This window comes from Streptomyces sp. NPDC003327, assembly GCF_053589515.1.
Genome location: NZ_JBSFSA010000056.1, coordinates 14,104 through 38,604, shown reverse-complemented (window position 1 = coordinate 38,604; position 24,501 = coordinate 14,104). Strand labels below are relative to the sequence as shown.

Below are 24,501 nucleotides of genomic sequence, written 5' to 3'. Positions count from 1 at the left end.
GCCCAGAACCCGCATCTCACGGCCGCCTTCGAGGCCCTCTTCGCACCCACCGGCGACGGCGTCCGCCTCCGCCCCGCGACCGACTTCGTCGGGTCCTCGCCCCGTACCGCCGTCAGGACCACGCTGTGGCCGTACTGCCAGACCGTGCCCACGGCGGCGAAACCGGCCTTGCGCAGCAGCTCCGCGTGCTCCCGGGCGCTCAGGCCGTTGTCCCTGCCCGGACCGGCGGGACGGCGGGCGCGTTCCGCGAGGAGCTCCGCGAAGCCGTCGTGCGCGGCGACCGCCGCCCACCAGCCGGCCCAGTCCTCCGCCCGCGGCGCGTCCCGCCGGGCCGAGCAACCGTGCCCGACGGCGGCGGCCAGCGCGCGTACGGGCGCGTCGTCCTGGAAGAGGTGGTCGGCGTTGACCAGCACCCCGCCGGGCCGCAGGCACCCGTGGACCTGCTCGTAGACGGCGGCCAGTTCGTCCGGCGGCAGGTAGTGCAGGGCGGTCGCCGACACCACCGCGTCCAGCGGGCGGTCCCCGCACGCCGCGGCGGCCCACGGCCCCGATCCGATGCTCGCGTCGACGAAGGTGACGGCGCCGCCGTGCACCGCCCGCCCGAGGGCCAGCAGGAGCGGGTCGTGGTCGACGCCGATCACCCGGGCGTGCGGGAGGCGTTCCGCGAGCCGGGCGGCCAGCGATCCCGGCCCGCAGCCGAGGTCCGCGATCACGGGTCGGCCGCTGTCGCGGCAGACGTGCGCCACCACGTCGGTGACGACGCGGAGGCGCTCGGTGCGGGCGGTGGCGTAGTGCTGCTGCTGGAGCTCCCAGCGGTCCACCCAGGGGGCGGCCTCGGCGGCGGTCAGGGGTCGTGCCATGGTGCGTGTGTTCCTCGAGGTCGTGCGCCGGGCGGCCGAAGCCGCCCGGCGGGTCGTGCGTGGTGCGTGGTGCGTCGTGCGTGGTGCGTGTCCGGGAGGGACGGGTCAGCGCGGGGCCGCCTCGGGTATCGCCCCGCCGGCCGGCGCCGGGCTCTCCAGCCGGCCCACCGCCGCCACCGCCGCCGCGACCGCCGTGGCGCCCGCCGCGGCGGCGAAGCCCCACACCTCCCCGCCCGGCCGGTCGACCACGACCCCGGTGACGGCCGAACCCAGCGCCGCCATCGAGAGGTTGACGGTGGTGAGCCAGGTGTACGCCTCGTTCAGCATCGGCTCCGGCACCGCCTTCGACACCAGCTCCGCCTCCACCGTCAGCGCCGGGGCGATCACGGCGCCCGACACCAGGAGCAGGGCACCGAGCGCGTACGAGTTCGGCATCAGCGCCCAGGCCGCGTACCCCGCCGCCAGGGCGACGAGCAGCACCAGGAACCGCCGCGCCAGCGGGCCCGAGAAGGTGCGGCTGCCGTACCACAGCCCCGCCGCCGCGCTGCCGATGCTCCAGACGGCGATGAGGACACCGGTGACGCCCTCCGCCGACGCCCCGTCGTGCGCCTTGGCGTACGCGGCGATCGCCACCGGCGAGCCGCCGAAGGAGAAGGCGATGCCCGCCGCGCACAGCAACAGGACGCGCAGCGCGGGTTCGCGCAGCGGCCCGATGCCGCGGGTCGGCGCCGAGCCGCCCGACGGCAGCGCCCGCATCGCCCGGCCCCGCGCCACGCCCCACGTCCCGAGCCCCGTGCAGAGCGAGGCGAAGACGAGGGCCGTCGCCGGGCCCGCGACGGCCGACCGCGTGCCGAAGAGGTCGCCGAGCGGCCCGCCGAGCAGCATGAACGCCGAGAAGATCAGCGGCCCCACGACGAAGACCAGCTCGAACAGCGTCGACTCGGCCGCCATCGCGGTCTGCCGCAGCCCGGACCGCCCGCTGTCCTCGTTCGTCAGCCGGGTCCAGGCCGCCCGCAGCGCCGGGCTCAGCGCCGGGAACGCCGCCCCGGACAGGGCGCCGAGGACGCAGAGCACCGCCAGCGGCAGCCGGCCCAGGACCGCGACGAGCAGCAGCAGTTGCAGGCCCGCGTAGGCGGTCCCGTACAGCGGCAGGATCCGCGCGGGACCGAATCGGTCGGCGAGCCGTCCGGCCACCGGCGCGGTCGCCGCGGTGGCCAGCGAGATGCTCGCACCGACCAGCCCGGCCTCACTGAAGCCGCCGGTGGTCTCCTTGACGAGCAGCAGCCACGCGAGGACGGTGACGCCCTGCCCGAGCCGCGCCACCACACCGCCGGTCAGCAGCAGCGGGGCGCCCGACACCCGCCACAGCAGGGCGTACTTCCCCATCCCGGTCGCGGTCATCGCTCTCCTCCCCGGCTCTCGCCGGTGACCCGGAAGTCGCGGGCGGTCGCCGCGACTGCCTCCTCGACGGCGGCGGCGTCCGCGCCCCGGAACCGGAACCGGCCGCCGACGTGCTCGTAGTACGCGTCGGCGTCCGGCAGCACGTCGCCGGGCCTGAGCAGCTCCTCCGCGTACGGGCCGGGGGAGCGGCCGGTCATCGGTGTCGCCTCCGTGATCACGCAGGGGCGGGCGGCCGGGGCCGGCACGAGCAGCCAGCCGCCGACCTCGGGGGGTCCCGGTGGCGGCTCCCACGGCCCGGGGGCCCGCCCCAGGGCGATCCGGAACGCCGCCTCCATCAGGTCGTAGCCGTGCACCTCCCGCCACACGTACGGGATCTCGGCGCCGCCGACCCGCGCCCCCACCTCCAGGAAGGTGACCGCCGGGCCGCCGGGGGCGTCGACGTCGACGAACACCTCCAGGTGGAACGGCGTCGGAGCGGCGGTCAGCGCCCCGAGCGCCCGTTCGGCGAACGCCCCGATCGCCGCCACCACGTGCGGGCGGTCCTCCTCGACCGAACCGAGGGCCTCGCCGTGCCGGAACCCCAGACAGGTGCTGAGGTAGCGCGAGGCCTTCCAGCACAGCAGGCGCTCACCGTCGAAGATCCCGTCGACGTGGAACACCGGGTGCGGGATGTGCACCTGCGCGAGCAGGGCCCGGTCCGACCCGAACTCGACGTCGGCCAGGTCCTCTTCGGACTCGACGACGACCACGCCCTCGCTGCTGGAGCCGATGACGGGTTTGACGACGACCGGCCGCTCGTGCGAGTCGGCGAGGGCCCGGACCTGCTCGGGGCCGGCGACCCTGGCCGTCGGCGGGACGGTGAGACCGGCCCTGGCCACCTTCGCCGTCATCAGGTACTTGTCCCGGAAGAGCAGCAGTTCCTCGGGGCGCCGGGCGGCGCACCCCCACTCCTGCGCCAGTTCGGCGGCCACCAGGAGATCGTCCTCCTTGAGGGCGACGACCGCGACGGGCGCGCCGTGCCGGGCGGCGAGCCCGTCGATCTCCTTGCGGACCCGGGCGAGGTCGTCCGTGGCGGGCACGCGGACCACCTCGGCCGCCGTGTCGGGCACAGCCTCGGCGCCGATGTCGGTGGTGACGTACGTGACGGAGTGGGCGCGGTGGTCGACGTACCGCTCGTAGTGCGCGTACCGGGCCCGCCAGCGGTGCAGGACCACGACGTGCGGGCGCCCGGCCGCCTCGGCGGCGGTCACGCCGCGCCCCCCGGGTCCCGGAGGACGTAGAACCCGTGGCCGTCGAGGTAGTGGACGGTGTTGAGGTCCCGTTCGAGGACGCTCTGCGAGGCGTGCGCGAGGCCGATCATCATCGGCTCCGAGGTGTCGTCGACGGTCAGCGGCAGCTCACCGCCCACCGGCACCGCGATCTGCACGTTGTGGAAGCTCTCCAGCTCCTCCACCCGGTGCAGCAGCGGGTACGCGGCGAGCGTGCCGCTGACCGGCGAGGTCAGGTACGCCATGGCGACGTGCCGTTCGACGCGGTGCGCGTCGCCGACGGACGCCAGGAACCGCTCGGGGCGGAGGTAGGCGTCCACGGTGCGCTCGACCTGCGACTCGCCGGCCGCGAGCCGGGCGAAGTACGCGGCGTCCGCGCCGCACAGCCGGATGCCCGCCTCCACCAGCCGCGGCCCGTCCGGCGTCAGGATGATCTCCAGGTGGGCCGGGCCGTAGCGGACGTCCAGCGCGTCGAGCACCTCGAAGGCGTACTCCACCAGCCGGGTGCGCTCCGGCGTGCCGGGGTGCACCGACACCGCGGCGCTGATCCGGTCGGTCACGCCGTTGGCGGAGATCTTCGTGTAGCGCCACACGTCGGTGACCCGGTGCCGGCCCTCGCAGCTCACCGTGTTCACGACGAACTCGGTGCCGTCCAGGTGCTCCTGGACGACGACGCCCTCGTTGCGGACGTCGAAGATGTTGGTGGCCGCCATGATCTTCTCGTACGCGGCGGCGGTCTCCTCCGGCGTACCGCTGAAGGTGACGTGGTCGTTGCCCGCGCTGCGCACCGGCTTGACCACCGCCCGGCCGCCCCGCTCCGCGTGCCAGCGCGCCGCGTCCTCGGCCGACCCGGCCAGGTGCTGCGCCGTCCCGGCCAGACCGGCCGCCTTCACGGTCTCGATCTGCAGGTGCTTGTGGCGGCGGGCCGCGCTGAGCCGGGTGCCGTTTCCGGCCAGGCCCAGCGCGTCCGCCAGCAGGTCGGCGAGCTCGACGCCCAGCTCGCCGCCGGTCAGTACGGCGACGGGCCGGTGTGCGGCGACCGCGCGGACGGTGGCGTCGAGGTCACCGGTGTGGACGATGTTGTCGGCGAACTCGGCCGTGTCGAAGCTGCCCCGGTACACGGGCGGGACGCCCGGGGTGCTCTGGACCCGGACCACCGGGTGGCCCGCCTCCTGGAAGGCGCGGGACAGCCGCAGGGTCGGGGCGTAGACGTCGACCATGACGACCGCGCCTCCGCCCCGCCCGTCGGTGCCGCTCCTGTCGTCGCGCGTGTCGCGCACGTCGTGCATCGTTTCTCAGCTCTCCCGGTTGAGGCCGGCCAGGACGTCCAGCAGGCGGTCGATGTCGTCGGGGGTGTTGTGGACGTGCAGGCTCACCCGGACCGACGTGTCCTTCTCGCCTGCGTGGCCCTGGCAGTGGCCGTCGGCCCGCACCATCAGCCCGTGGCTGGCGAGGATGAACCCCAGGTCGTTGGAGCCGATGTCGCGGTGCCGGAAGGTGACGATGCCCTGCCGGCGCTGCACGGTGGACGCGGCGTCGAGGCTCAGCGGGCAGCCGAGGACCTCGTACGAGCCCAGCCGGGACAGTCCGTCGGTGAAGCGGGCGCCGAGGCCCACGGTCCACCGCTCGATGCGGTCCGTGCCCGCCTCGTCCAGCCAGTCCAGGGCGGCGTGCAGGCTGACGACGCCGCTGGTGTTGGGGCTGCCGTTCCAGCCGCCCGGCTCGAACGCGGGGCCGCGCTCACCGCGCGACCAGATGGCGCCGACGCCGGGCAGGGCCATCGCCTTGTGCCCGGAGAAGACGGCGAAGTCGACGTCGAGCGCGGTCAGGTCGACCGGCTTGTGCCCGACGCTCTGCGCGGCGTCCAGGCAGATGACGACGTCGGGGCCGGCGGTGGCGCGGATGCGGTGCACGTTCATGTCGGCGCCGTACACGTGGTGGACGTGGGTGGCGGCGACGAACCGGGTCCGCGGGGTGATCAGCGCGGCCAGCGCCGCCTGGTCGTAGTCGCGGGAGGCGTCCTCGTACGGCATCTCGCGCACGGTGATCCGTACGCCCCGCTCCGCGAGGAGGCGCTGGGCCTCCAGCCACGGCTGGGCGTTGGCCTGGTGGTCGGCGAACGGGACGACGATCTCGTCGCCGTCGCGGAGCCAGCCGGTCAGCCAGTCACGGGCGACGGTCCGCAGGCCTTCGCTGGTGCCGCTGGTGAAGTGGACCCGGGAACGCTCGGGCGCAGGGTCGTTGAAGAACCGCTTGACCCGCTCCCGGGCCTGCTCGATCAGCTCGGTGGTGCGGTTGGCCCACGGGTAGGTGCCGCGGCCCGCGTTGGCGTTGCTGGTCGTCAGGTAGTGGTGGACCGCGTCGAGCACGGCCTGCGGCTTCTGCGCGGTCGCGGAGCTGTCCAGGTAGCGCACCTCGGGGTGCGCGGTGACGATCGGGAACTGCTCGCGTAACCGGTCCTGCCAGTCCCGCAGTTCGTCGATCGAGGAGACGGCGCTCAGGCTGGTGTCGAGGGTCATGGCTCAGTCCCTCACCAACGGGCCGTCGGCGTCGCGCCAGGCGATGATGCCGCCTTCGAGGCTGCGGACGTCGGTGTGTCCCATGCGGGTCAGCAGCGCCGCGTACCGCACCGACTGCTCGCCGACCGGGCAGGCGAGCAGCACCGGCTGGTTGCGGCCGAACGGCAGTCCGCCGTGCAGGAGTTCCGCGAAGATCTCGTCGACGATGTTGACCGAGCCGGGGATGTGCAGCGCGTCGAAGGCGAAGGAGCCCCGCAGATCGACGACCAGGGGCCGCGCGTCGTCGATCCACCGACGGGCCTCTCCGGTCGTGATCACGGTGGCGGCCGCCAGCTCGGCCTCGGTCAGGGTGGCGACGGAGTTGCGGCGCGCGGGCTGCCGCAGCAGCTCGGGCCGGCGCTGCTTCACGTAGCTCATGTAGCTCTCGACGCGGTCGCAGACGATGAAGACGGCGGTCTTCCGCTCGGTCAGTCCGGCGTCGATCCCGCGGAGGTGGCGGACGGCACCGAAGTAGGCGGCGCCGCCGGTCGGCCCGGCGAGCATGCCGCAGCGCCGCACCAGGGTGAGCATGCCGTCGATCGCCTCGTCGGCGGAGACGGACTCGATCGTGTCGTACGTGGTCGGGTCGAACAGGCCGACCTCGTGGACCTCGTCGATGTTGCGGATGCCCGGGATGAAGTCCGACTTGTGGGCGACCAGGCCGATGACGCCGACGTTCGGGTCGTGTTCGCGCAGCGCGCGGGCCGTGCCGGTGGAGGAGCCCGCGGTGCCGACGGCGGCGATGAACCAGTCGGGGGCAGCGCCGCCGAGGTCCTTGATGATCTCCGGCCCGGTCGCACCCTGGTGCGCCTGGACGTTCAGCGGGTTGTAGTACTGATCGGTGTGGATGTACGTGTCCGCCTCGGCGGACAGCATGTGGTGGATCTTGGTGAGCGGGTCCTCGGTGTTCGTCGGGTCCAGGCACTCGGCCTGCCCGGGAAGCTCCTCGATCTCCGCGCCCAGGAGCAGCAGCAGGTCCTTGATCTCCGGGACCTTCATGCGGTTGGTGACGCTCTTGAACGGCAGTCCGTGCATCCCCGCGATGACCGCCAGGGCCTTGGCGGTGTTGCCGCTGGACAGCTCGACGACCGTGCGCGGCGCGCCCTGGCCGTCCGCGTCCTCGGCGAGCAGGGGCCGCGCCATGTTCCAGGCGGCGCGGTCCTTCACGGAGCCGAAGGGGTTGAGCATCTCCAGCTTGGCGTACAGATCGATGTTCTGCAGCCCGTGTATCTCCGGCGGTATCCGCACGAGCGGTGTGTCGCCGATGACCTCGGTGATCGAGTCGTACCTCAACAGTCTTCCCCCGTACAGAGATTGGGCCAGTAGTTCTCGTCGAGACACCAGCGCCAGGCGCCGCCGTCCCGGTATGCCGCGACCTTGCGGGCCACGGGCTGGTGCAGCGCGTGGTCGGCGCTGAAGTCCATGAAGTAGCCGGCCGTGTTGGCGAAGGCGAGCAGGTCCCCCGGGCTCGGCCTCTCCGGCAGGAACACCATGCGCCGGGTGAGGAAGTCCGCCTCCAGGCACAGGTTTCCGATCAGGTACACCCCGACGGGCCCACCCGCGCCGGGCACCGCCCCGACGCCGCTCGCGCCCCTGTTCCCCGGGCGGCGCACCAGGACGGGGTCCATCAGGACGCCGTGCTCCTCCAGGCTGACGTCCGAGGCGTTCATCTCCATCCGGACGAACGTGTCGCCGGACGGCGTGTCGCGGACCTCCAGGACCCGGGCGAGCGCGACGCCGCACTGGTCGACCAGGGCCCGCCCCGGCTCGACGTGCAGGTCGTAGAGGTTCTCCAGGAGCAGCGTGGCCAGCGGACGGCCGAGCGACTGCCCCCGGGTCTCCAGGAGTTCGGCGAAGTAGCGCGGACCGGACACGGGCCGGTGCGCCGGGTACAGCCCGAGCGCGCCGCGCAGGGTCCCGGCGTCGTTGCGGAGCCCGTAACCGTGCCCCTGCCAGGTCAGCGGGGGCCGCCGGCCCAGCACGGCGTTGGTGAGCTCGGAGGTGTACTCCTCCCACTGTGCTCCGTCGGCGAGGTAGTCGACGCCGAAGCCGCCGCCGATGTCGACCGCCCGCGGCCGGAAGCCGCGCGCCGCGCACTCGTTGAGCACCCGGACGCAGCCCTCGAAGGCGGTCGCCTTCTCGGCCGGCGCGATGGTGTCGAGGTGGTACGCGACGCCCACGAGGTCGAGGGAGTCGCGGTGCTTGTCGAGCAGGTCGAGCAGTCCGGTGGCGGCGGACGCCGGGGTGCCGAAGCGGCTGCGCCGGGTGAGCACGGTGACGCCGGTGCTGTCGAAGTCGGACAGCCTCAGCAGCACGCGGACCCGCGGCAGCCCGTGCCGCTCCACCAGCTCGGCCAGCTGGGCGAGTTCGTCGGCCGAGTCGACGTTGAGGGTGATGCCCGTGCGTGCGGCGAGCCAGAGGAACTCGGGGTTCTTGGGGCCCGTCGCCATGATCCGGTCCGGGGCGAAACCGCAGCCCAGCGCGTGCTGGAGCTCGCCGAGCGAGGCGACGTCGACGTGCGCCGCCGTGGCGGCGAGCCGCCGCACCAGCGCGCTGGAGCGGTTGGCCTTGTGGGCGAAGTAGATGTTCCCGGCGAGCCGGTGCCGGTCGTAGACCTCCTGGAAACGCTGGACGTTGTCGGCGATGCCGTCCGGCAGGACGACGTTGAGCGGTGAACCCAGGGCATGCGTGAGCTCGTGCAGCCACCCCGCTTCGTCGAGCAGCGAGGAGAGCCGGGGTTCGAGTCGTGGTGCGAGATACAGCGGAGTGCTCATCGTGGTGCGGACTCCTGATCTTCTCGTCATGGAGGCTTTTCCGGCAGGCAGGTGCGGCGCCGGAGAAAGCATCGTGAGCGTAATACGCAACGAGAATCGTTTTCAACGAAGGAATGAAGGCCGCCGCTTGTGGACGACGGCATGGCACGCCACGAGCCGGCCCGAGCGCTCGCCGGACGGGCCGGGCGGCGGGGGTGCGGACGGCGCCTGCGTCGACGTGAGCGCGGGCCGCGTCCCCGCGCACCGCTCCCGCACGGCGGCGTCGAGGGAGGGCAGCAGGGGGCACCGGTGGCGGAAGGCGCAGCCCGCGTCCTTCGGCGACGGCGCCGCCGGATCGCCCCGCAGCGTGATCCGCTCACGGTTCCGCTCCCGCTCCGGATCGAGCGTGAGGGAGGCGTCGGTCAGCGCCCGCGTGTACGGATGCAGCGGCCGTTCGAGGACGTCCGCGGTCGGCCCGCTCTCCACCACCCGGCCGAGGTACAGGACGACCACCCGGTCGGCGGAGCGCCGCACCACGTCGATGTCGTGCGACACCAGCACGTAGGAGAGCCCGAGCTCGTGCCGCAGCCCGTCGAGGAGGTCCATCACCCCGGCCCGCAGCGGGACGTCGAGCGCCGACACCGGCTCGTCGAGGAGCACGAGACGCGGCCGGGTGGACAGCGCCCGGGCGATCGCCACCCGCTGCCGCTGCCCGCCGGACAGCCGGGTCGGCCGCGCCCCCGCGAGCCGCGCGGGAAGCTCGACCAGGTCCAGCAACTCTGCCGCACGCAAGGCCCGTTGGGGCGCCGGGACGCCCTGTACGGCGAGGGGCTCCGTGACGATCTCGGCGACCCGCATGCGCGGGTCGAGCGAGGCCGAGGGGTCCTGGAACACCACGCCCACCTCACGCCGTACCGCCCGCCGGGCAGCGGCGGTCAGCCCGGCCGTGTCCCGGCCCAGGACCTCGATCCGGCCGGCTTCCGGCGCGCGCAGCCGCAGGATCTCGTCGAGCGTCGTGGTCTTGCCGCAGCCGGACTCGCCGAGGAGCGCCAGCGCCTCGCCCTCCCGCAGGGCGAGGTCCACGCCGTCGACCGCGCGGAGCGGCGCGCCGCGACCGCCCAGGAGACCCGCGCGTCCGGCACGGTAGCTGCGGCGCAGCCCCTCGACGCGCAGGACGTACGGTTTCGCGGGCCCGGCGACGGCTTCCGCTTGCCGCTCCGGTCCGGGTTCCGGTTGGTCCCGGGGGCCGGGTTCCGGGTGTGCCCGTGCCCCGGGTTCCGGTTGGTTCATGGGTCCGGGAACCGGTAGTCCCCGCGCCCCGGGTTCCGCTCGTTCCGCTGTCGTCACGATGTCCTGTGGGGCCAGGGACATGCGGCGGGTCGCGCTGAGGAGTTCGCCCAGGTGCCCCTCGGCCGGGGCGCGGCCCGAGAACAGCGGGACCACCTCACCCGCCTCGGTGAGCACGCCGTCGCGCATCACCGCGACCCGGTCGCAGACGCGCGCGACGACGCCCAGGTCGTGGGTGATCAGCAGCAGGGCGCAGCCGGTCTCCCGCCGCACCGTGTCCAGCAGGTCCAGGATCTGCGCCTGCACGGTCAGGTCGAGGGCGCTCGTCGGCTCGTCCGCGACGAGCAGCTCCGGGTCGTTGGCGAGGGCCGTCGCTATCGCCGCCCGCTGCCGCATCCCGCCCGAGAACTCGTGCGGATACGCGCGGGCCCGCCGTGCCGCGTCGGGGATGCCCACCCGGTCGAGCAGCCGCACCGCCCGGTCCCACGCCTCGGCGCGCCGCACGCGACGGTGGACGAGCACCGCCTCCGCGATCTGCCGGCCCACCGTCATCACCGGGTTCAGCGCCGCCAGCGGGTCCTGGAACACCGTCCCGATGCGCTCGCCCCGGATCCGCGACAGCTCGCGGTCCGACAGGCCCAGGAGCGGGCGCCCGTCGAAGCGCACCGCACCGCGCACCTCCGCCGTGCCGGGCAGCAGGCCGATCACCGCCGCCGCCGTCACGGACTTCCCGGAACCGGAGCGGCCCACCACGGCCAGCGCCTCGCCGCGCGCCACCGTCAGGTTCACGTCGCGCACCGCCGGCCTGCCCGCCGCGAAGGCCACGGACAGCCCCCGCACCTCCAGGAGCGGGGTGCCCCCGGCCGACGTCGTCCGGTCGGCGTCCATCGTCTTCCCCTTCATGACCGTCCCCCTTCGGCGCCGCCCGACTCCTGGCGGTCCGACTCGTGAGGCTCCGACTCGTCCGGCCCGTCACCGTCGCCCTCGTGACCGTCCGCCTCGTCGAGCACCCGCCGCAGCGCCTCTCCCAGCAGTCCGACCGCCGTCACCGTCGCGACCAGGAAGCCCGTCGGGGCGACGAACACCCACGGATACGTGAGCGCGGAGCCGCTGCCCGCCGCGACGAGGGAGCCCAGCGACACGTCGGGCGGCTGGATCCCGAAGCCGAAGTAGCTCAGCCCGGCCTCCGCGAGGATCGCCGCCCCGACGTGCAGCGTGCAGTCGATCACCAGCAGCGGCACCAGATGGGGGAGCAGATGGCGCCGCAGGATCCACCCCGTGGGCGCACCCGCGCAGCGCGCCGCACGGACGAACTCCCGCTCCCGCAGGCTCACGGCCCGCGCCCGGATCACCCGGGCCGTCAGCATCCACTGCGTCAGGGCCAGCACGAGCGCCATCCACAGCCAGGACCGCTGCCGCAGTACGGGCGAGACCACCGCGAGCAGCAGGAAGGACGGCAGGATCAGCAGCATGTCGACCCCCCACATCAGCGCCCGGTCGACGAACCGTCCGACGAAGCCGGCCGTCAGCCCGACCGCGGCCGCGAGCAGCGTCGACAGGACGGCCACGACGACCCCGACCACCAGGGACTTCTGCAGCCCCCGGACGCACTGCGCGAACAGGTCCTCGCCGAGCCGGGAGGTGCCGAGCCAGTGGTCGGCGCCCGGCGGGACCAGGGCCGCCCCCGCGTCCTGGGCGACGTGGTCGTACGGCCGCAGGAACGGGCCGACGACCGCCAGGGCGACGACGAGGCCGAGCAGCACGGCGCCCGCCACCGCGAGCGGCGACCTCCTCAGCCGGGCGAGGCGCACCAGCCGGGAGGCGCCGGCAGGCCGGGACGGGCTCGTCGACCGGGGCGCGTCCCATGGCCGGTGCGCGTCCACCGACCGGGGCGCGTCCGCCGGCCGGGGCGCGTCCGCCGGCCGGGAGCCGCTCACCACGCCCCCGCCCTGCGCACGCGCGGATCGAGCAGCGCGAGGAGGGCGTCGCCCAGCCACCCGGCCAGTACCACCAGAACGGCGACGAAGAGGGTGACGGAGGCGACGATCGCCGTGTCCTCGTACTGGACGCCGGTGAGCAGCCAGTCGCCCATCCCGCTCCAGCCGAAGATCCGCTCGGTGAACACGCCGCCGGTCAGGTGCAGCCCGAAGGTGAAGGCGAACAGGGTGACCATCGGGATGAGCGCCATGCGCAGCCCGTGCCGCAGCACCGCCGTACGCCGACGGAGGCCCTTCGCGCGGGCGGCCCTCAGGTGGTCACTGGCGAGCACGTCCAGCATCGCGGCCCGCTGGTAGCGGCTGTAGAACGCGGCCTGGGGCAGGGCGATCGCCAGGGTCGGCAGCGCCAGGTGCCGCAGCCGGTCGGACACCTCGGCCCAGCCCGTGAGCGTCGCGCCCGGCGTCGTCTCGGCCGAGAAGTAGAGGAGCTGGGTGCCGGCGGCCTCGTTGACGGGCAGCCAGAGCATCTTCAGTACGGTTCCGAGGACGAACACGGGGACCGCGAGCAGGACCAGCGAGCCGAGGAGCGACAGCCGGTCGCTGGGCCGCCCGTCCCGCAGCGCGTTCCACACCCCCCACAGCACCCCGGCCACGATCGCCAGCAGGCTTCCCGCGAGGAACAGCCGCAGGCTGGTGCCGCAGCGCCGCCACAGTTCGTCGGCGACGGGCTGTCCGCCGACCGTCTCGCCGAAGTCACCCCTGGGCACGCCTGCCAGCCAGTGCAGGAACCGGGCCGGCAACGGCGTGTCCAGGCCCAGCCGGTGGGCCTGCGCGTCGATGACGGCCTGCGGCGGCCGGGGCTGCTGCCCCCGCAGCTCCGCGAGCGGGTCGAAGCTGAGGGAGGCGAGCACGTACGCGACCAGCGTCGCCGCCAGACACAGCCCCAGCCGCCAGGCGAGCCTGCCGAGCAACCGGACCCCGACTCCCGCGACCTCGCGCGGACGGCTCATTTCAGGTATCCGGCGCGCTCGAATCCGTACGAACCGAGGCCGCGGGCCCCGTAGTTGGCGAGGTCCGCGCGCACGGCGTAGGCGCCGGAGCCGGCGTACAGCGGCAGATGGTGGGCGTGCTTCCAGGCCAGGACGTCGATCCGGTTGGCGATGGCCCGGCGGCGCACCGGGTCGAGCTCGGCGAGCCCCTGGTCGTACAGGGTGTCGATCGCCGGGATGTGGATCCGCCCGAAGTTGCTGCCGTGGTCGTCGCCGCGCGGCTTCTGGAAGACCGGCCGGTCGTGGGCGAACGGGGACGCGGACTTCGTCCACTCGAAGGCGATGAGGTCGAAGTTCCCGGGCAGCAGATAGCCGTCGTAGAACTTCTCCAGCGGTACGGACTCGGTGCGCGTCTCGACCCCGACGGCGCGCAGTTGCTCACGGACGAGGCTGCCGACCGCCCGTCCGACCGGCGTGGCCTGGACGACCAGGCGCAGGGAGAGCCGTCGGCCGTCCCGCTCGCGGTGGTCGCCGGTGCGCCGCCAGCCGAGGGAGTCGAGCTCCCGGGCCGCGGCGGCGGCGTCGTGCGGCAGGGTTGCCGAGTTGTCCCGGTAGCCGGGGTCGCCGGGCGGCAGGACGTGGTTGCCGACCGGCTGCGCGTCCGGCACGATCCGGCCGAGCAGCGCCCGGGTGATCGCGGCGGGGTCGACCGCCCGGGCGACGGCTCTGCGCAGCCGTTCGTCGGCGAGGGGCGCGCCCGCGGCCCCGTTGAAGGTGAGCTGTCCGGCGAGCCGTTCGGGGGCCTGCCGGATCTCCACGCCGGGCAGGGTGGCGGCGCGGCTGTAGAGGTCCACGTCCGCGCCGATCGGGTAGATGTCGATGCCGTGGTTGGCGAGTTCGTCGGCGCGCGCGGCGGGGTCGAGCACCCGCAGCAGGATCCGGTCGAGCGGCGGAGTCCGCGCCCACCAGGCGGGGTTGCGACGGAGCGTGATGGTCTTGCCGGTGCGGTCGATGCGTTCGACGGCGAAGGGCCCCGCGGTGATCACGGGCGACTCCAGCCAGCCGGTGTTGAAGGCCTCCGGCGACGCGGTGGCCTCCTTGGGCAGCAGGGGAGTGAACAGCCCCTGCCACTCCGCGAACGGCCGGCGCAGGGTCACGACCGCCTCGCGGTCCGAACGCCCGCGCTCCACCGAGGAGATGTCCGCGTAGCCCACGTTGTTGTAGGCCTCGAAGGCGGTGTTCCGCCCGCTGAGCGCCTGCCACTGTCCTCGCAGGTCCTCCCAGGACAGCGGACGCCCGTTGCTCCAGACCGCGCCCTCGGTGATCGTGTACGTGATGACCTGCGGGGAGGTCGAGGTCACCGCGGCGGAGGCGAAGTAGGCGCGGGAGAGGACCGGTTGGCCGTCGGCGCCGTCATCGAAGGTGCGTGGCAGGATCGCCTCGGCCAGCTGCCAGGTGACCACGCGCGCGCCGTTGACCTGGACGGGGTTGTAGTTGGTCGGCAACGCGTCCACCGGCACGCGCAGTTCGCCGCCGTCCCGCAGCTCCGACACCGGGTGCGCGTTGACGTCCTGCGCGCCGCGCGCCGCGGCGGGCGGCGCCGCGCGGTCCGAACCGCCGGACGAGGTGCAGGCGCTGGGCAGCAGGACCAGTAAGCAGGCCGCCGCCGCGGCGGCGGCCGTGCGTCGTCTCCGCCGGGAACCCCGCGGGGCGATCTGCGGTGTTCTCCGCGGTGGGATCCGCGTTCCGGGCATGGCTGAGTACCCCCTCCCGCCCGGCCCCACCGGCCGAGCGGGCCCACTGTATCGACAGTGGAAATCGTTTTCATCAAAATTCCGCCACATGCGGTCCCGGGCGGTCGTCACGCGCGGTCCCGGTGGGTCGCTACACGCGGTCCCGGCCGGTGAAGAGGTCGAGGAGTCCGGCGATCTCGTGGCCGGCCTCGGCCGGGTGGCGGAAGGGGGCGTCCGGATGGATCCGGTACCGATTGCGCCGACCGTCGGCCGCGCGGCTGCGCGAGACGTAACCGGCCCGTACGAGATCGGCCACGATGGCCTGCACCGTGCGCTCGGTGATGCCGCACTGCGCCGCGACCTCGCGCAGGCGTATGTCCGGGTCGCGGGCGATCGCCAGCAGGACCCGGGCATGGTTCGTGAGGAACGTCCACCCCTGACCGTCTCCACCGATTCCCATGAAGGCGGTGTTCCCGGGTTTTCGGCGCCCTATGCGAAGTGTTTTTCAGGTAAATACTGACGCATATGCCCCTCCGGGGAGACCCGGATCGGGGTGTCCCCCATGCCCAGCACCGCCCGTCGAGGAGGAGTCGTGACAGTGCTCCCGAACCCGCAGGCGCCCACGCCACCGCAGGTCCCGGACCCCTGCCCGACAGGCATCCACGTCCTCAGTACGCCCGGGACGACCGTCGTCCGCCTCTCCGGGGACATCGACCTCGACCGGGCCGCCGACCTGGACACGGCCCTCGTGCACGCCCTCGCCGAGTGCGAGGACGGCGCCGGGCTCGCACTCGACATGTCCGAGGTCACCTTCTGCGACTCCACCGGCCTCAACGTCCTGCTCCGCGTCCGCCACGAGGCCCTCGCCGAGCACCGGCCCGTCACGATCGTCGCGGCCGGCGGCCGGGTCGCCCGTCTCCTGGACATCACCGGTACGGGCAGCCTCTTCGGCTACCCCCCTCCCCTCCCCGCTTAAGCCCTCGCGCGTCGCGACGAGAGCGGGGTCGCTCCTCCACTCCCGACGGCCCACGCGCAAACGGCCCACGCGCAAAAGGCCCACGCTGTGATCCATCTCAAAGCGTGCGCAGGCGCGTTGGGGCGCCCCGGCCGACTAGCGTGCCGAACCGGACGCCGCGCCGTGCGGGGCGGTGCCACCGACGGAGGGGACGGCATGGACGACATCACCGGCGCGCCGGAAGTGCGGTGCGAGACGCTCGTACGGGCAGGGTGGCAGCGGCTCTGGGAACTCGTGACCGACATCGGGCTGCCCGCCCGGCTGAGCCCCGAACTCCAGCGGGTCGCCTGGCTCGACAGCGCGCGGGAGCCCGCCGTCGGCGCCTGCTTCGAGGGTTTCAACCGGCACTCCCTGGTCGGCGAGTGGCGCACCGTCTCCCGGGTCGTGGAGCTGGACGAACCGCGGACCTTCGCCTGGGCGGTCGTGGACGCCGACGGCCGCTTCGGCGAACCGAACACCGACCCCGCGCGGGCCCTCGCCTCCTGGCGCTTCGACCTGCGGGAGGACGGCGACGGAGTGCTCCTGAGCCACACGGTCCGCGTCGGACCGGGCCGCAGCGGCCTCACGCTGGCGATCGAACGCGCCCCCGAGCGGCGGGACGAGATCGTCGCCTACCGGGTCAAGGAACTGCGCGCCGGAATGGAGGCCACGCTCGACGGCATCAGGCAGCTGGCGGAGACACCCGCCTGAAACACCCGCCTGAGACACCCCCTCGTCCCTCGCCGCGCTGCTCCGCGGCGCCCGGGCCGACCGGCGGAAGGGGCATGGCCCTGTGGTAACTTGCCCGGGCCAGTCGTACCTCTGTACGGACCGCTGCGAGAGCCGCGGTCCGCACACGGGTCAGGGAATCCGGTGGGAATCCGGAACTGACGCGCAGCGGTGAGGGTGACGGGCGGAGCATCGGCCACTGGGGGCACGACGGACCCGGGAAGGCGCTTCGTCCGGACGACCCCGAGTCCGAAGACCTGCTGGCGGCCCCGGCGTCGTCTCGTCGTCCGGGGAGCACCGTACGACAGGCTCCGCGTATGAGCCGTGGACGCAGAGGACGCTCCGTGCCGCTCGCACACCCCTCCCGCACGACCCGTGCCCCCTTCCTTCCCCCTGCCCGTGCTCGTGGCCGCCGTGGCCGGGCCCGGACCGCGGCGCTGCTCCTCACCGGAGTCCTGCTCGCCACCGGATGCGGGGGAGGGGGAGCCTCACCGGCACCGGACCACCGGGCCGAGGGGCCCGCGGCCTCCGGATACCCCGTCACCCTCGACAACTGCGGGCAGCGCGTGCGGATCGACCGTGCGCCGCAGCGGGCCGTCGCCCTCGACCAGGGGTCGGCGGAGATCCTGCTCTCGCTCGGCCTCGCGGACCGCATGGTCGGCACGGCCACCTGGACCGACCCCGTCCTGAAGGGCCTGGAAAAGGCGAACGCCGGAGTTCCCCGGCTCGCCGACCGCTACCCGTCCTTCGAGAAGGTCCTCGACACCGAGCCCGACTTCGCCACCGCCTCCTTCCTCTACACCCTCGGCAAGGGCGGGGTGGCGCCCCGCGAGCAGTTCGAGAAACTCGGCGTCCCCACCTACCTCTCGCCCACCGACTGCGTCGGCAAGGACAACAGCGGCGACGGCGACGGCGTCCGCACCCGCCCGCTCACCATGGAGACGGTGTACGGCGAAATCCGCGACCTGGCCCGGGTGTTCGGCGTCCCGGAGCGCGGTGAGCGGCTCGTCGCCCAGCTCAGGGCCCGCGTCGCGAAGGCCACGGCGGGCGCCGACTTCGGCAACGCGTCCGTCCTGTACTGGTTCTCCGACGCCGAGGCGCCCTACATGGCCGGCTGCTGCGGTGCGCCGGGCATCGTCACGGGGGCCCTCGGCATCAGGAACGTCTTCGACGACACCCGCGAGGAGTGGCCCCGGATCAACTGGGAGACCGTCGCGGACCGGGACCCGGACGTCCTCGTCATCGGCGACCTCACGCGCAGGGCGCAGTCGGGCGAGAGCGCCGCGAAGAAGATCGCGTTCCTGGAGTCCCACCCCGTCACCCGGAACATGACGGCGGTACGGAACAAGCGGTACGTGCTCCTCAGCGGCCAGGCCCTCAACCCGACCCTCCGCACCGTCGAGGGCATCGAGAAGGTGGCGGCCGCGCTGCGCTCGTACGGGCTCGGCGCGTGACCACCACGCTCGGCCCCGACTCCGGCCCTGGCCCTGGCCCCGAGCCCGATCGCCGCCCCGGCCCCGGCCCGCGCGGGGTCGGCCTCGGGCTCGGCGTCCTCGGCGGGGTCGTGCTCCTCTGCGCCTCCGTCGCGGGGGCGATCACCTTCGGCCCCGCGGACATCCGGGTCGGCGACGTCTGGTCCACGGTCGCCGCCCACCTGGGCGGGGACGTCTCCGGCCTCTCCCCGATCCGGGACGGCATCGTCTGGAACCTCCGCCTGCCCCGCACCCTCCTCGCGGCCGTGTGCGGCGCGGGGCTTGCCGTCTGCGGGGTGGTGCTGCAGTCCCTGCTGCGCAACCCGCTCGCCGACCCGTTCGTCCTCGGCGTCTCCTCCGGGGCCTCGACCGGCGCGGTCGCCGTCGTCGTCCTCGGCGTCGGCGGGGGAGTCGTCTCGGTCACCGGAGGCGCCTTCGCCGGGGCGGTCTGCTCCTTCGCCCTCGTCCTGCTGCTCAGCCACACCCTCGGCGGGTCGGCGGACCGGGTCGTCCTCGCCGGCGTCGCGGCCATGCAGCTGTTCTCCGCCCTCACCTCCTTCGTCGTGATGACGGCCGCCGACGCGGAGACCACCCGGGGGGTGCTCTTCTGGCTGCTCGGTTCGCTCGCCGGGGCCGACTGGACCGACGTGGCCGTGTGCGGGGCGGTGCTGGCCGCGGCCGTGCTGGTCTGCGGCGGCTGCGCGAGGACCCTGGACGCCTTCGCCTTCGGCGAGGAGGCGGCGGCCGCGCTCGGCGTCTCCGTGGCCAGGACCCGCCTCGTCCTGCTCTCCGTCACCGCCCTGCTCACCGCCGCCCTGGTCTCCTCCGCGGGAGCCATCGGCTTCGTTGGGCTCGTCCTGCCGCACGCCGTCCGCGCCCTCGTCGGCCCCGGCCACACCCGGCTGCTGCCCGTGACCGCCCTCGCCGGAGCCGTCTTCCTCGTCTGGGCGGACACCCTCGCGCGTACGGTCCTCGACCCCCAGGAGGTCCCGGTGGGCGTGGTGACCTCCCTCGTCGGCGTACCGGCGTTCGTCCTCGTCCTCTACCGCACCCGCAGCGCCGGGGGCACCGGGAGCACCCCGTGACCGCGACCCCCGCACCCCACGGCACGGCACCCGGGGCGCCGCCGGAAGGCCCCGTGGCCGGACCCTCGCACGGGCCCGTGGCCGGACCGGGGGTCGGGCTGCGCGCCGAGCGCGTCTCCCGTACGGCGGGGGGCGCCCTCGTCCTCGACGGCGTGAGCCTCGCCCCCCGGCCGGGCACCGTCACCGGTCTCCTCGGCCCCAACGGCTCGGGCAAGTCCACGCTGCTGCGCCTCCTGGCCGGGGTCTCCGCCCCGGACACCGGCGTCGTGACCCTCGACGGCGACCCGATGCGTACGATCCCGCGCCGCGCGGTCGCCCAGCGGCTCGCCACCGTCGAGCAGCACGCCGACACGCAGGTCGACCTCACCGTCGCCGACATCGTCCGGCTCGGCCGCGTCCCCCACCGCCGCGCCTGGTCGGGGCCCTCCGCGGCCGACGCGGCCGCCGTCCGCTCCGCCCTCGCGCGCACCGGACTGACCGACCGGGCCCACCGGAACTGGCGCACGCTCTCCGGCGGCGAACGCCAGCGCGTCCAGATCGCCCGCGCCCTCGCACAGGAACCGCGCGAGCTGCTCCTCGACGAGCCCACCAACCACCTCGACATCCAGCACCAGTTGGAACTCCTGTCCCTGATCGCCGGCCTGCGGCTGACCACCGTCGTCGCCCTGCACGACCTCAACCTCGCCGCCCTCCACTGCGCACGGCTCGTCGTCCTGAAGGAGGGCCGGGTGGTGGCCGCGGGCGAACCCCACGAGGTGCTCACCGAGGAGCTGATCGCCGACGTCTACGGAGTCCGTGCCGCCGTGACCAGGCCCGGCCCCGACGGGCGTCCCCACGTGCGATTCCTCGGCACTCTGCACCCCGCCCCGGGCCCCGCCGCGTGACGACGACGCGCCCGGAGTGCGAGTGCGCTTTCGTGCAGCGCGTCGGCACGGTACAGTCGAAGGAGTTGCAGTTGTGGTTCCCATAGACTTCAAGTGCTCGGGCGACGTGACGTTGCCGGGCACTTTTTGTTTTTTCGGTGTTTTCCGGACGGGGCAATCATCGCGGCGACGCCGGAGCGCACACGGTGTGCGGTCCGGGCACTGCCCCGAAGGAGATTTTGGTATGGCTACCGGCACCGTGAAGTGGTTCAACTCGGAAAAGGGCTTCGGCTTCATCGAGCAGGAGGGTGGCGGCCCGGACGTCTTCGCCCACTACTCCAACATCGCGACCTCCGGCTTCCGTGAGCTGCAGGAGGGCCAGAAGGTGACCTTCGACGTCACGCAGGGCCAGAAGGGCCCGCAGGCGGAGAACATCCTTCCCGCCTGACGTCGCACGTCCGTCGCGGCCGACGCCCCCGCCCCCAGGGCGGGGGCGTCGGCCGTCGCCGTCGTACCGCAGCCCCGCCGAGGAAGGCCGCCCTCTCATGACCCGCTCCGACCACTCCGGTCACACGGACCGCTCCGACCTCCCCGGCGCCGCGGACGCCCAGGACGACTCGGACCGCTCCGACCGCCCGGACGCGTCGTCCGGTGCTCCCGCGCTCCCCGCGACGGAGGACTTCGCCGCGACGGAGGGCTCCGCCGTGATGCAGGGCTTCGCCGCGATGGGGCTGCCCGACGCGGTGCTGCGCACGCTGACCGACCAGGGCGTCACCACCCCCTTTCCGATCCAGGCCGCCACCCTCCCGGCCGCCCTCGCCGGCCGGGACGTCCTCGGCCGCGGCCGCACCGGCTCCGGCAAGACGCTCGCCTTCGGCCTCGCGCTCCTCGCCCGTACGGCGGGCCGCCGCGCCGACGCCAAGCGCCCGCTCGCCCTGGTGCTCGTCCCCACCCGGGAACTCGCCCAGCAGGTGACCGACGCCCTCACCCCGTACGCGGACGCGCTGCGGCTCCGCCTCGCCACCGTCGTCGGCGGCATGTCCATCGGCCGTCAGGCCGCCGCCCTGCGCGACGGCGCCGAGGTCGTCGTCGCCACCCCGGGCCGCCTGATGGACCTCGTCGAGCGCAAGGACTGCCGCCTCGACCGGGTCGGCGTCACCGTCCTCGACGAGGCCGACCAGATGGCCGACATGGGCTTCCTGCCCCAGGTCACGGAGCTCCTCGACGCGGTGCGCCCGGACGGCCAGCGGCTGCTGTTCTCGGCCACCCTCGACGAGGACGTCGACCAGCTCGTCGACCGTTACCTCCAGGACCCGACGGTCCACTCGGTCGACCCTCCCGCCGGTGCCGTCACCACCATGGAGCACCACGTGCTCCATGTGCACGGACCCGACAAGTTCGCCACCGCCACGGAGATCGCCGCCCGGGACGGGCGGGTGATCATGTTCCTGCACACCAAGCACGCGGTCGACCGGTTCACCCGGCACCTCCAGGGCAGCGGCGTGCGCGCGGCGGCGCTGCACGGCGGGAAGTCCCAGCCGCAGCGCACCCACACCCTGGAGCGGTTCAGGACCGGGGCCGTGCCCGTCCTCGTCGCCACGAACGTCGCCGCCCGCGGCATCCACGTCGACGACCTCGACCTCGTCGTGAACGTCGACCCGCCCGCCGACGCCAAGGACTACCTGCACCGCGGCGGCCGTACCGCCCGTGCGGGCGCCTCCGGCAGCGTCGTCACCCTCGTCCTTCCCGAGGAGCGCAAGGACGTGGCGCTCCTCATGGCCGAGGCCGGCATCCGGCCCCGGGTCACCCGCGTCCGTTCCGGCGAGGCCGAGCTGAGCCGCATCACCGGCGCCAAGGCCCCGTCCGGCGTCCCCGTCGACGGCGCCCAGGCCGCCGAGCGCCCGCAGAAGGGCGCGGCCGCCTTCCGCGGCATGGGTACGGTTCCGGGTCGTCCCGGCCGCGCGAAGAACGAGTCCCGCAAGTCCGCCGAGTCCCGCCGCCTGGCGGAGGCCCGCCGCGCGGCCCGCGTCCGCCGGGGGTCGTAGGAGGGCCTGCCCCGGCGCCTCGTCCCGCGTCCGGGCGGTTCCCGGACGGAGCCGGGCGGGCGCGGCGGCGCGCTTGTCTACGATGGCGCCATGTCGGACCGCGAACCAGCCCCACCCGCGCCCCGTGCGCACCAGCGGACGCCCGGCGCCGCCGAGCTCTCGGCGGCGGCGGAGGTGTTCGCGCTCCTGTCCGACCCCACCCGGCTCCAGCTCGTCTGGCTGCTGACCAGGGGCGAGGCCGACGTGACGGCGCTGACCGAGGCGTGCGGCGCCGCCCGGCCCGCCGTCAGCCAGCACCTGGCCAAGCTGCGGCTCGGCGGGCTCGTCCAGTCCCGGAAGGACGGGCGGCGCGTCGTGTACGGAATGCCGGACGGCCACCTCAAGCGCCTGGTCGTCGAGGCGATCAGCCGCGCCGACCACCAGGTGACCGGAGAGCCCTGGCACGACTGAGTCCCGGTACGACCGAGCCCCGGCCCCGTGGCGGCGCGGTGGCGGCCTCGGACGAGTTCCGCGGGCGGCGACCCCGTACACGTACACATGTGCGCAATCATGCACGCGTCCGCTACGGTGAGGGAGGAACCACCTCCGTGGCCGAGCGAGGGGCGTGCCCATGCTGTCCGTGTTGCGCAACCGCACCTACCGGCGCCTTCTCACCGCCCAGGTCGTCGCCCTCCTCGGCACGGGCCTCGCGACGGTCGCGCTCGGCCTCCTGGCGCACGACCTCGCGGGGCCGGACGCCACGGCCGTCCTGGGCACGGCCCTCGCCGTGAAGATGGCCGCCTACGTGACCGTCCCGCCGCTCGTCGGCGCCGTCGCCGACCGCGTCCCGCGCCGCGCCCTGCTCGTCACCGCGGACCTCGTCCGGCTGGCGGCGGCCCTCGCGCTGCCGTTCGTGACGCAGGTGTGGCAGACGTACGCCGTGATCGTCCTGCTCCAGGCCGCCTCGGCCGCCTTCACGCCCACATTCCAGGCGACCGTCCCCGACGTCCTGCCGGACGAACGCGAGTACACGGCGGCGCTCTCCCTCTCCCGGCTCGCGTACGACACGGAGAGCCTGCTCAGTCCGCTCCTGGCCGCCGCCCTGCTGACCCTCGTCCCGTACGACGGGCTGTTCACCGGCACCGCCGCGGGCTTCCTCGTCTCGGCCCTCCTCGTCCTCTCCGTCCGGCTCCCCGCGGTTCCGGCTCCGGCGTCCACCGCCGAGGCGCCGACCGGTCCGGCGGCCACGGCGGCGGCCGGTGGCGCCCGGGGCGCCGGGCCCCGCGTCAACGCCCCCCGCGCCAAGGCCCCCCGCGCCAAGGCCCTCTTCGGCATCCGGCTCTTTCTCGGCACGCCGCGCCTGCGCGCCCTTCTCGCGCTCGAACTCGCCGTGGCCGCCGCCGGGGCGACGGTCCTCGTCGGCACCGTCGGGCTCGTCCGGCACACCCTCCACAGGCCCGCGACCGACGTGGCGCTCGCCCTCGGCGCGTACGGCGCGGGCTCCATGGTCCTGGCCCTGCTGCTGCCCCGGCTCCTCGACCGGTTCGCCGACCGCGCGCTCATGCTGCCCGCCGCCTTCGTCCTGCCGGGCGCGCTCGCCCTGCTCGCCCTCGGCCTCGCCGTGGGGCCCGGCGCCTGGTCCTGGCCCGCGCTCCTCGCCCTCTGGTGCCTCCTCGGCGCCGCCACCTCCGCCGTGCTCACCCCGGCGGGCCGGCTGCTGCGCCGCTCCGCCGACGCGGCCGACCTGCCGGCCGCCTTCGCCGCCCGCTTCTCCCTCGCGCACGGCTGCTGGCTGCTCACCTACCCGCTGGCCGGCTGGCTCTCCGCCCGCCCCGGCCCCGCCGCCTCGGCCGTCGTGCTCGCGGCCGTGGCCATGCTCGCGACGGTGGCCGCCGCCCGCCTGTGGCCCCGCCGGGACCCGGTCACCCTGGAGCACCCGCACCCCGACCTGCCGGCCGACCACCCCCACCTCGCCGGGACCGGCGCCCGCCACGCGCACGCCTTCCACATCGACGCCCTGCACCACCGCTGGCCGACCCGGGTGCGCACCCGGCCGGGCGTGTAGCGCACGTACCGTAGGCGGATGAACGACACCGACACCTCCGGCACCACCGGCATCGCCGGCGCCTCCAGCACCGAAACCCTGGGGTGGGAGCTCATCGGCTGGGACGGCGACGAGCAGGCCGCCCATGTCACGAGCCTCCACCGGGCGGAGATCCTGCGGATCAGGGACCTGTTCCCCCGGGACGACGAGTTCCTGGAGACCGCGTGGCACGAGGTGCCGCCCGCGCTGTATCCGGCGATGCGCCGGGCCGTTCCGCACCTGGAGTTCCGTGACGGCCTGGACTACCAGATCGGGGGGTTCCTCCTGTCGGTCTGAGCCGGCCGCGCTCCGGGTCGGTGGGCGTCGCGTCGCGGCGGACTCCCCGTGGCCCGGCGGCAATCCGCTTGATCGCCTGCGGAGAATGGGTATCCAATGGCCGACGTGATCACCCGGGTCCGCGGGGGAGCCGCCGGTGCCGGACGGTGCCCCGGCCCGTCGCGCGGC

General features: G+C 74.3%; 22 protein-coding genes and 1 riboswitch. Of the genes, 10 read left to right on the top strand and 12 right to left on the bottom strand.

The annotated features are described in order from the left end of the window. From ACWDVG_RS28730 to ACWDVG_RS28675, 12 genes are all read right to left on the bottom strand, one after another. Positions 1–860 (bottom strand): class I SAM-dependent methyltransferase (locus tag ACWDVG_RS28730; protein WP_451703399.1); only part of this gene is annotated, 860 nt, incomplete at its 3' end. Positions 861–965: 105 nt separating this feature from the next. Then, entirely contained in the window at positions 966–2,261 is a 1,296-nt protein-coding gene (locus tag ACWDVG_RS28725; RefSeq protein WP_451703398.1) for an MFS transporter, read from the bottom strand. After that, the gene (locus tag ACWDVG_RS28720) at positions 2,258–3,511 is read right to left on the bottom strand and encodes an ATP-grasp domain-containing protein (RefSeq protein ID WP_451703396.1); all 1,254 of its coding nucleotides are present in this window, start codon (positions 3,509–3,511) and stop codon (positions 2,258–2,260) included. The genes ACWDVG_RS28725 and ACWDVG_RS28720 overlap by 4 nt, the downstream gene beginning before the upstream one ends. Continuing rightward, positions 3,508–4,809 carry an ATP-grasp domain-containing protein gene (locus ACWDVG_RS28715; protein WP_451703393.1) on the bottom strand — a complete coding sequence of 434 codons (1,302 nt, stop codon included), beginning with the start codon at positions 4,807–4,809 and terminating at the stop codon, positions 3,508–3,510. The genes ACWDVG_RS28720 and ACWDVG_RS28715 overlap by 4 nt, the downstream gene beginning before the upstream one ends. A 15-nt stretch (positions 4,810–4,824) precedes the next feature. Next, positions 4,825–6,048: an aminotransferase class V-fold PLP-dependent enzyme gene (locus ACWDVG_RS28710; protein ID WP_451703391.1), complete on the bottom strand. Its 1,224-nt coding sequence runs from the start codon at positions 6,046–6,048 to the stop codon at positions 4,825–4,827. Positions 6,049–6,051: 3 nt separating this feature from the next. Then, positions 6,052–7,380, bottom strand: a complete 1,329-nt coding sequence (locus ACWDVG_RS28705) for a pyridoxal-phosphate dependent enzyme (protein WP_451703388.1) — start codon at positions 7,378–7,380, stop codon at positions 6,052–6,054. Next, the gene (locus ACWDVG_RS28700) at positions 7,377–8,861 is read right to left on the bottom strand and encodes an alanine racemase (RefSeq protein ID WP_451703386.1); all 1,485 of its coding nucleotides are present in this window, start codon (positions 8,859–8,861) and stop codon (positions 7,377–7,379) included. Before ACWDVG_RS28700 ends, ACWDVG_RS28705 begins: the two co-directional genes overlap by 4 nt. Positions 8,862–8,963: 102 nt before the next feature. Further along, on the bottom strand, positions 8,964–11,030 hold the full coding sequence (locus ACWDVG_RS28695) for a dipeptide ABC transporter ATP-binding protein (protein ID WP_451703383.1): 2,067 nt from the start codon (positions 11,028–11,030) through the stop codon (positions 8,964–8,966). Continuing rightward, entirely contained in the window at positions 11,027–12,064 is a 1,038-nt protein-coding gene (locus ACWDVG_RS28690; RefSeq protein ID WP_451703380.1) for an ABC transporter permease, read from the bottom strand. Before ACWDVG_RS28690 ends, ACWDVG_RS28695 begins: the two co-directional genes overlap by 4 nt. After that, positions 12,061–13,074 carry an ABC transporter permease gene (locus ACWDVG_RS28685; protein ID WP_451703378.1) on the bottom strand — a complete coding sequence of 338 codons (1,014 nt, stop codon included), beginning with the start codon at positions 13,072–13,074 and terminating at the stop codon, positions 12,061–12,063. Before ACWDVG_RS28685 ends, ACWDVG_RS28690 begins: the two co-directional genes overlap by 4 nt. Beyond that, entirely contained in the window at positions 13,071–14,807 is a 1,737-nt protein-coding gene (locus ACWDVG_RS28680; RefSeq protein WP_451703375.1) for an ABC transporter family substrate-binding protein, read from the bottom strand. The genes ACWDVG_RS28685 and ACWDVG_RS28680 overlap by 4 nt, the downstream gene beginning before the upstream one ends. A 130-nt stretch (positions 14,808–14,937) precedes the next feature. After that, on the bottom strand, positions 14,938–15,246 hold the full coding sequence (locus ACWDVG_RS28675) for a helix-turn-helix transcriptional regulator (RefSeq protein WP_451703373.1): 309 nt from the start codon (positions 15,244–15,246) through the stop codon (positions 14,938–14,940). Positions 15,247–15,378: 132 nt separating this feature from the next. On the opposite strand from ACWDVG_RS28675, the gene ACWDVG_RS28670 reads away from it, so the two are divergent. The 10 genes from ACWDVG_RS28670 (at position 15,379) to ACWDVG_RS28625 (ending at position 24,333) form a co-directional block, all read left to right on the top strand. Continuing rightward, complete coding sequence (locus ACWDVG_RS28670; RefSeq protein ID WP_451703371.1) at positions 15,379–15,762, top strand: STAS domain-containing protein; 384 nt, start codon at positions 15,379–15,381, stop codon at positions 15,760–15,762. A gap of 195 nt (positions 15,763–15,957) precedes the next feature. After that, positions 15,958–16,491 (top strand): SRPBCC family protein, encoded by a 534-nt coding sequence (locus tag ACWDVG_RS28665; protein WP_451703368.1) that lies wholly within the window; start codon positions 15,958–15,960, stop codon positions 16,489–16,491. A 152-nt stretch (positions 16,492–16,643) separates the two neighbouring features. Beyond that, positions 16,644–16,768, top strand: a riboswitch (cobalamin riboswitch). A 178-nt stretch (positions 16,769–16,946) separates the two neighbouring features. Next, entirely contained in the window at positions 16,947–17,963 is a 1,017-nt protein-coding gene (locus ACWDVG_RS28660) for an ABC transporter substrate-binding protein (RefSeq protein WP_451703410.1), read from the top strand. Further along, complete coding sequence (locus ACWDVG_RS28655) at positions 17,960–19,066, top strand: FecCD family ABC transporter permease (RefSeq protein ID WP_451703366.1); 1,107 nt, start codon at positions 17,960–17,962, stop codon at positions 19,064–19,066. The genes ACWDVG_RS28660 and ACWDVG_RS28655 overlap by 4 nt, the downstream gene beginning before the upstream one ends. Before the next feature lie 77 nt (positions 19,067–19,143). Next, positions 19,144–19,950: an ABC transporter ATP-binding protein gene (locus ACWDVG_RS28650; protein ID WP_451703408.1), complete on the top strand. Its 807-nt coding sequence runs from the start codon at positions 19,144–19,146 to the stop codon at positions 19,948–19,950. 223 nt (positions 19,951–20,173) lie between these two features. Beyond that, positions 20,174–20,377 carry a cold-shock protein gene (locus ACWDVG_RS28645; protein WP_033201600.1) on the top strand — a complete coding sequence of 68 codons (204 nt, stop codon included), beginning with the start codon at positions 20,174–20,176 and terminating at the stop codon, positions 20,375–20,377. 259 nt (positions 20,378–20,636) lie between these two features. Continuing rightward, positions 20,637–21,974 (top strand): DEAD/DEAH box helicase, encoded by a 1,338-nt coding sequence (locus ACWDVG_RS28640; RefSeq protein WP_451703405.1) that lies wholly within the window; start codon positions 20,637–20,639, stop codon positions 21,972–21,974. Positions 21,975–22,064: 90 nt separating this feature from the next. Beyond that, a complete protein-coding gene (locus ACWDVG_RS28635; protein WP_451703364.1) occupies positions 22,065–22,424 on the top strand; it encodes an ArsR/SmtB family transcription factor in 360 nt (119 codons plus the stop codon). Between the two features lie 160 nt (positions 22,425–22,584). Further along, positions 22,585–24,018, top strand: a complete 1,434-nt coding sequence (locus ACWDVG_RS28630) for an MFS transporter (RefSeq protein WP_451703361.1) — start codon at positions 22,585–22,587, stop codon at positions 24,016–24,018. A gap of 18 nt (positions 24,019–24,036) precedes the next feature. Then, positions 24,037–24,333: a hypothetical protein gene (locus ACWDVG_RS28625; RefSeq protein WP_451703359.1), complete on the top strand. Its 297-nt coding sequence runs from the start codon at positions 24,037–24,039 to the stop codon at positions 24,331–24,333. The last annotated feature ends 168 nt before the right edge of the window (positions 24,334–24,501 follow it).

Bases quoted from the DNA above. Each gene is read 5' to 3' on its own strand.
- ACWDVG_RS28630 (WP_451703361.1), top strand. From the start codon at position 22,585: ATGCTGTCCGTGTTGCGCAACCGCACCTACCGGCGCCTTCTCACCGCC.
- ACWDVG_RS28640 (WP_451703405.1), top strand. From the start codon at position 20,637: ATGCAGGGCTTCGCCGCGATGGGGCTGCCCGACGCGGTGCTGCGCACG.
- ACWDVG_RS28680 (WP_451703375.1), bottom strand. From the start codon at position 14,807: ATGCCCGGAACGCGGATCCCACCGCGGAGAACACCGCAGATCGCCCCG.
- ACWDVG_RS28725 (WP_451703398.1), bottom strand. From the start codon at position 2,261: ATGACCGCGACCGGGATGGGGAAGTACGCCCTGCTGTGGCGGGTGTCG.
- ACWDVG_RS28625 (WP_451703359.1), top strand. From the start codon at position 24,037: ATGAACGACACCGACACCTCCGGCACCACCGGCATCGCCGGCGCCTCC.
- ACWDVG_RS28645 (WP_033201600.1), top strand. From the start codon at position 20,174: ATGGCTACCGGCACCGTGAAGTGGTTCAACTCGGAAAAGGGCTTCGGC.
- ACWDVG_RS28675 (WP_451703373.1), bottom strand. From the start codon at position 15,246: ATGGGAATCGGTGGAGACGGTCAGGGGTGGACGTTCCTCACGAACCAT.
- ACWDVG_RS28700 (WP_451703386.1), bottom strand. From the start codon at position 8,861: ATGAGCACTCCGCTGTATCTCGCACCACGACTCGAACCCCGGCTCTCC.
- ACWDVG_RS28695 (WP_451703383.1), bottom strand. From the start codon at position 11,030: ATGAAGGGGAAGACGATGGACGCCGACCGGACGACGTCGGCCGGGGGC.
- ACWDVG_RS28685 (WP_451703378.1), bottom strand. From the start codon at position 13,074: ATGAGCCGTCCGCGCGAGGTCGCGGGAGTCGGGGTCCGGTTGCTCGGC.
- ACWDVG_RS28635 (WP_451703364.1), top strand. From the start codon at position 22,065: ATGTCGGACCGCGAACCAGCCCCACCCGCGCCCCGTGCGCACCAGCGG.
- ACWDVG_RS28710 (WP_451703391.1), bottom strand. From the start codon at position 6,048: ATGACCCTCGACACCAGCCTGAGCGCCGTCTCCTCGATCGACGAACTG.
- ACWDVG_RS28665 (WP_451703368.1), top strand. From the start codon at position 15,958: ATGGACGACATCACCGGCGCGCCGGAAGTGCGGTGCGAGACGCTCGTA.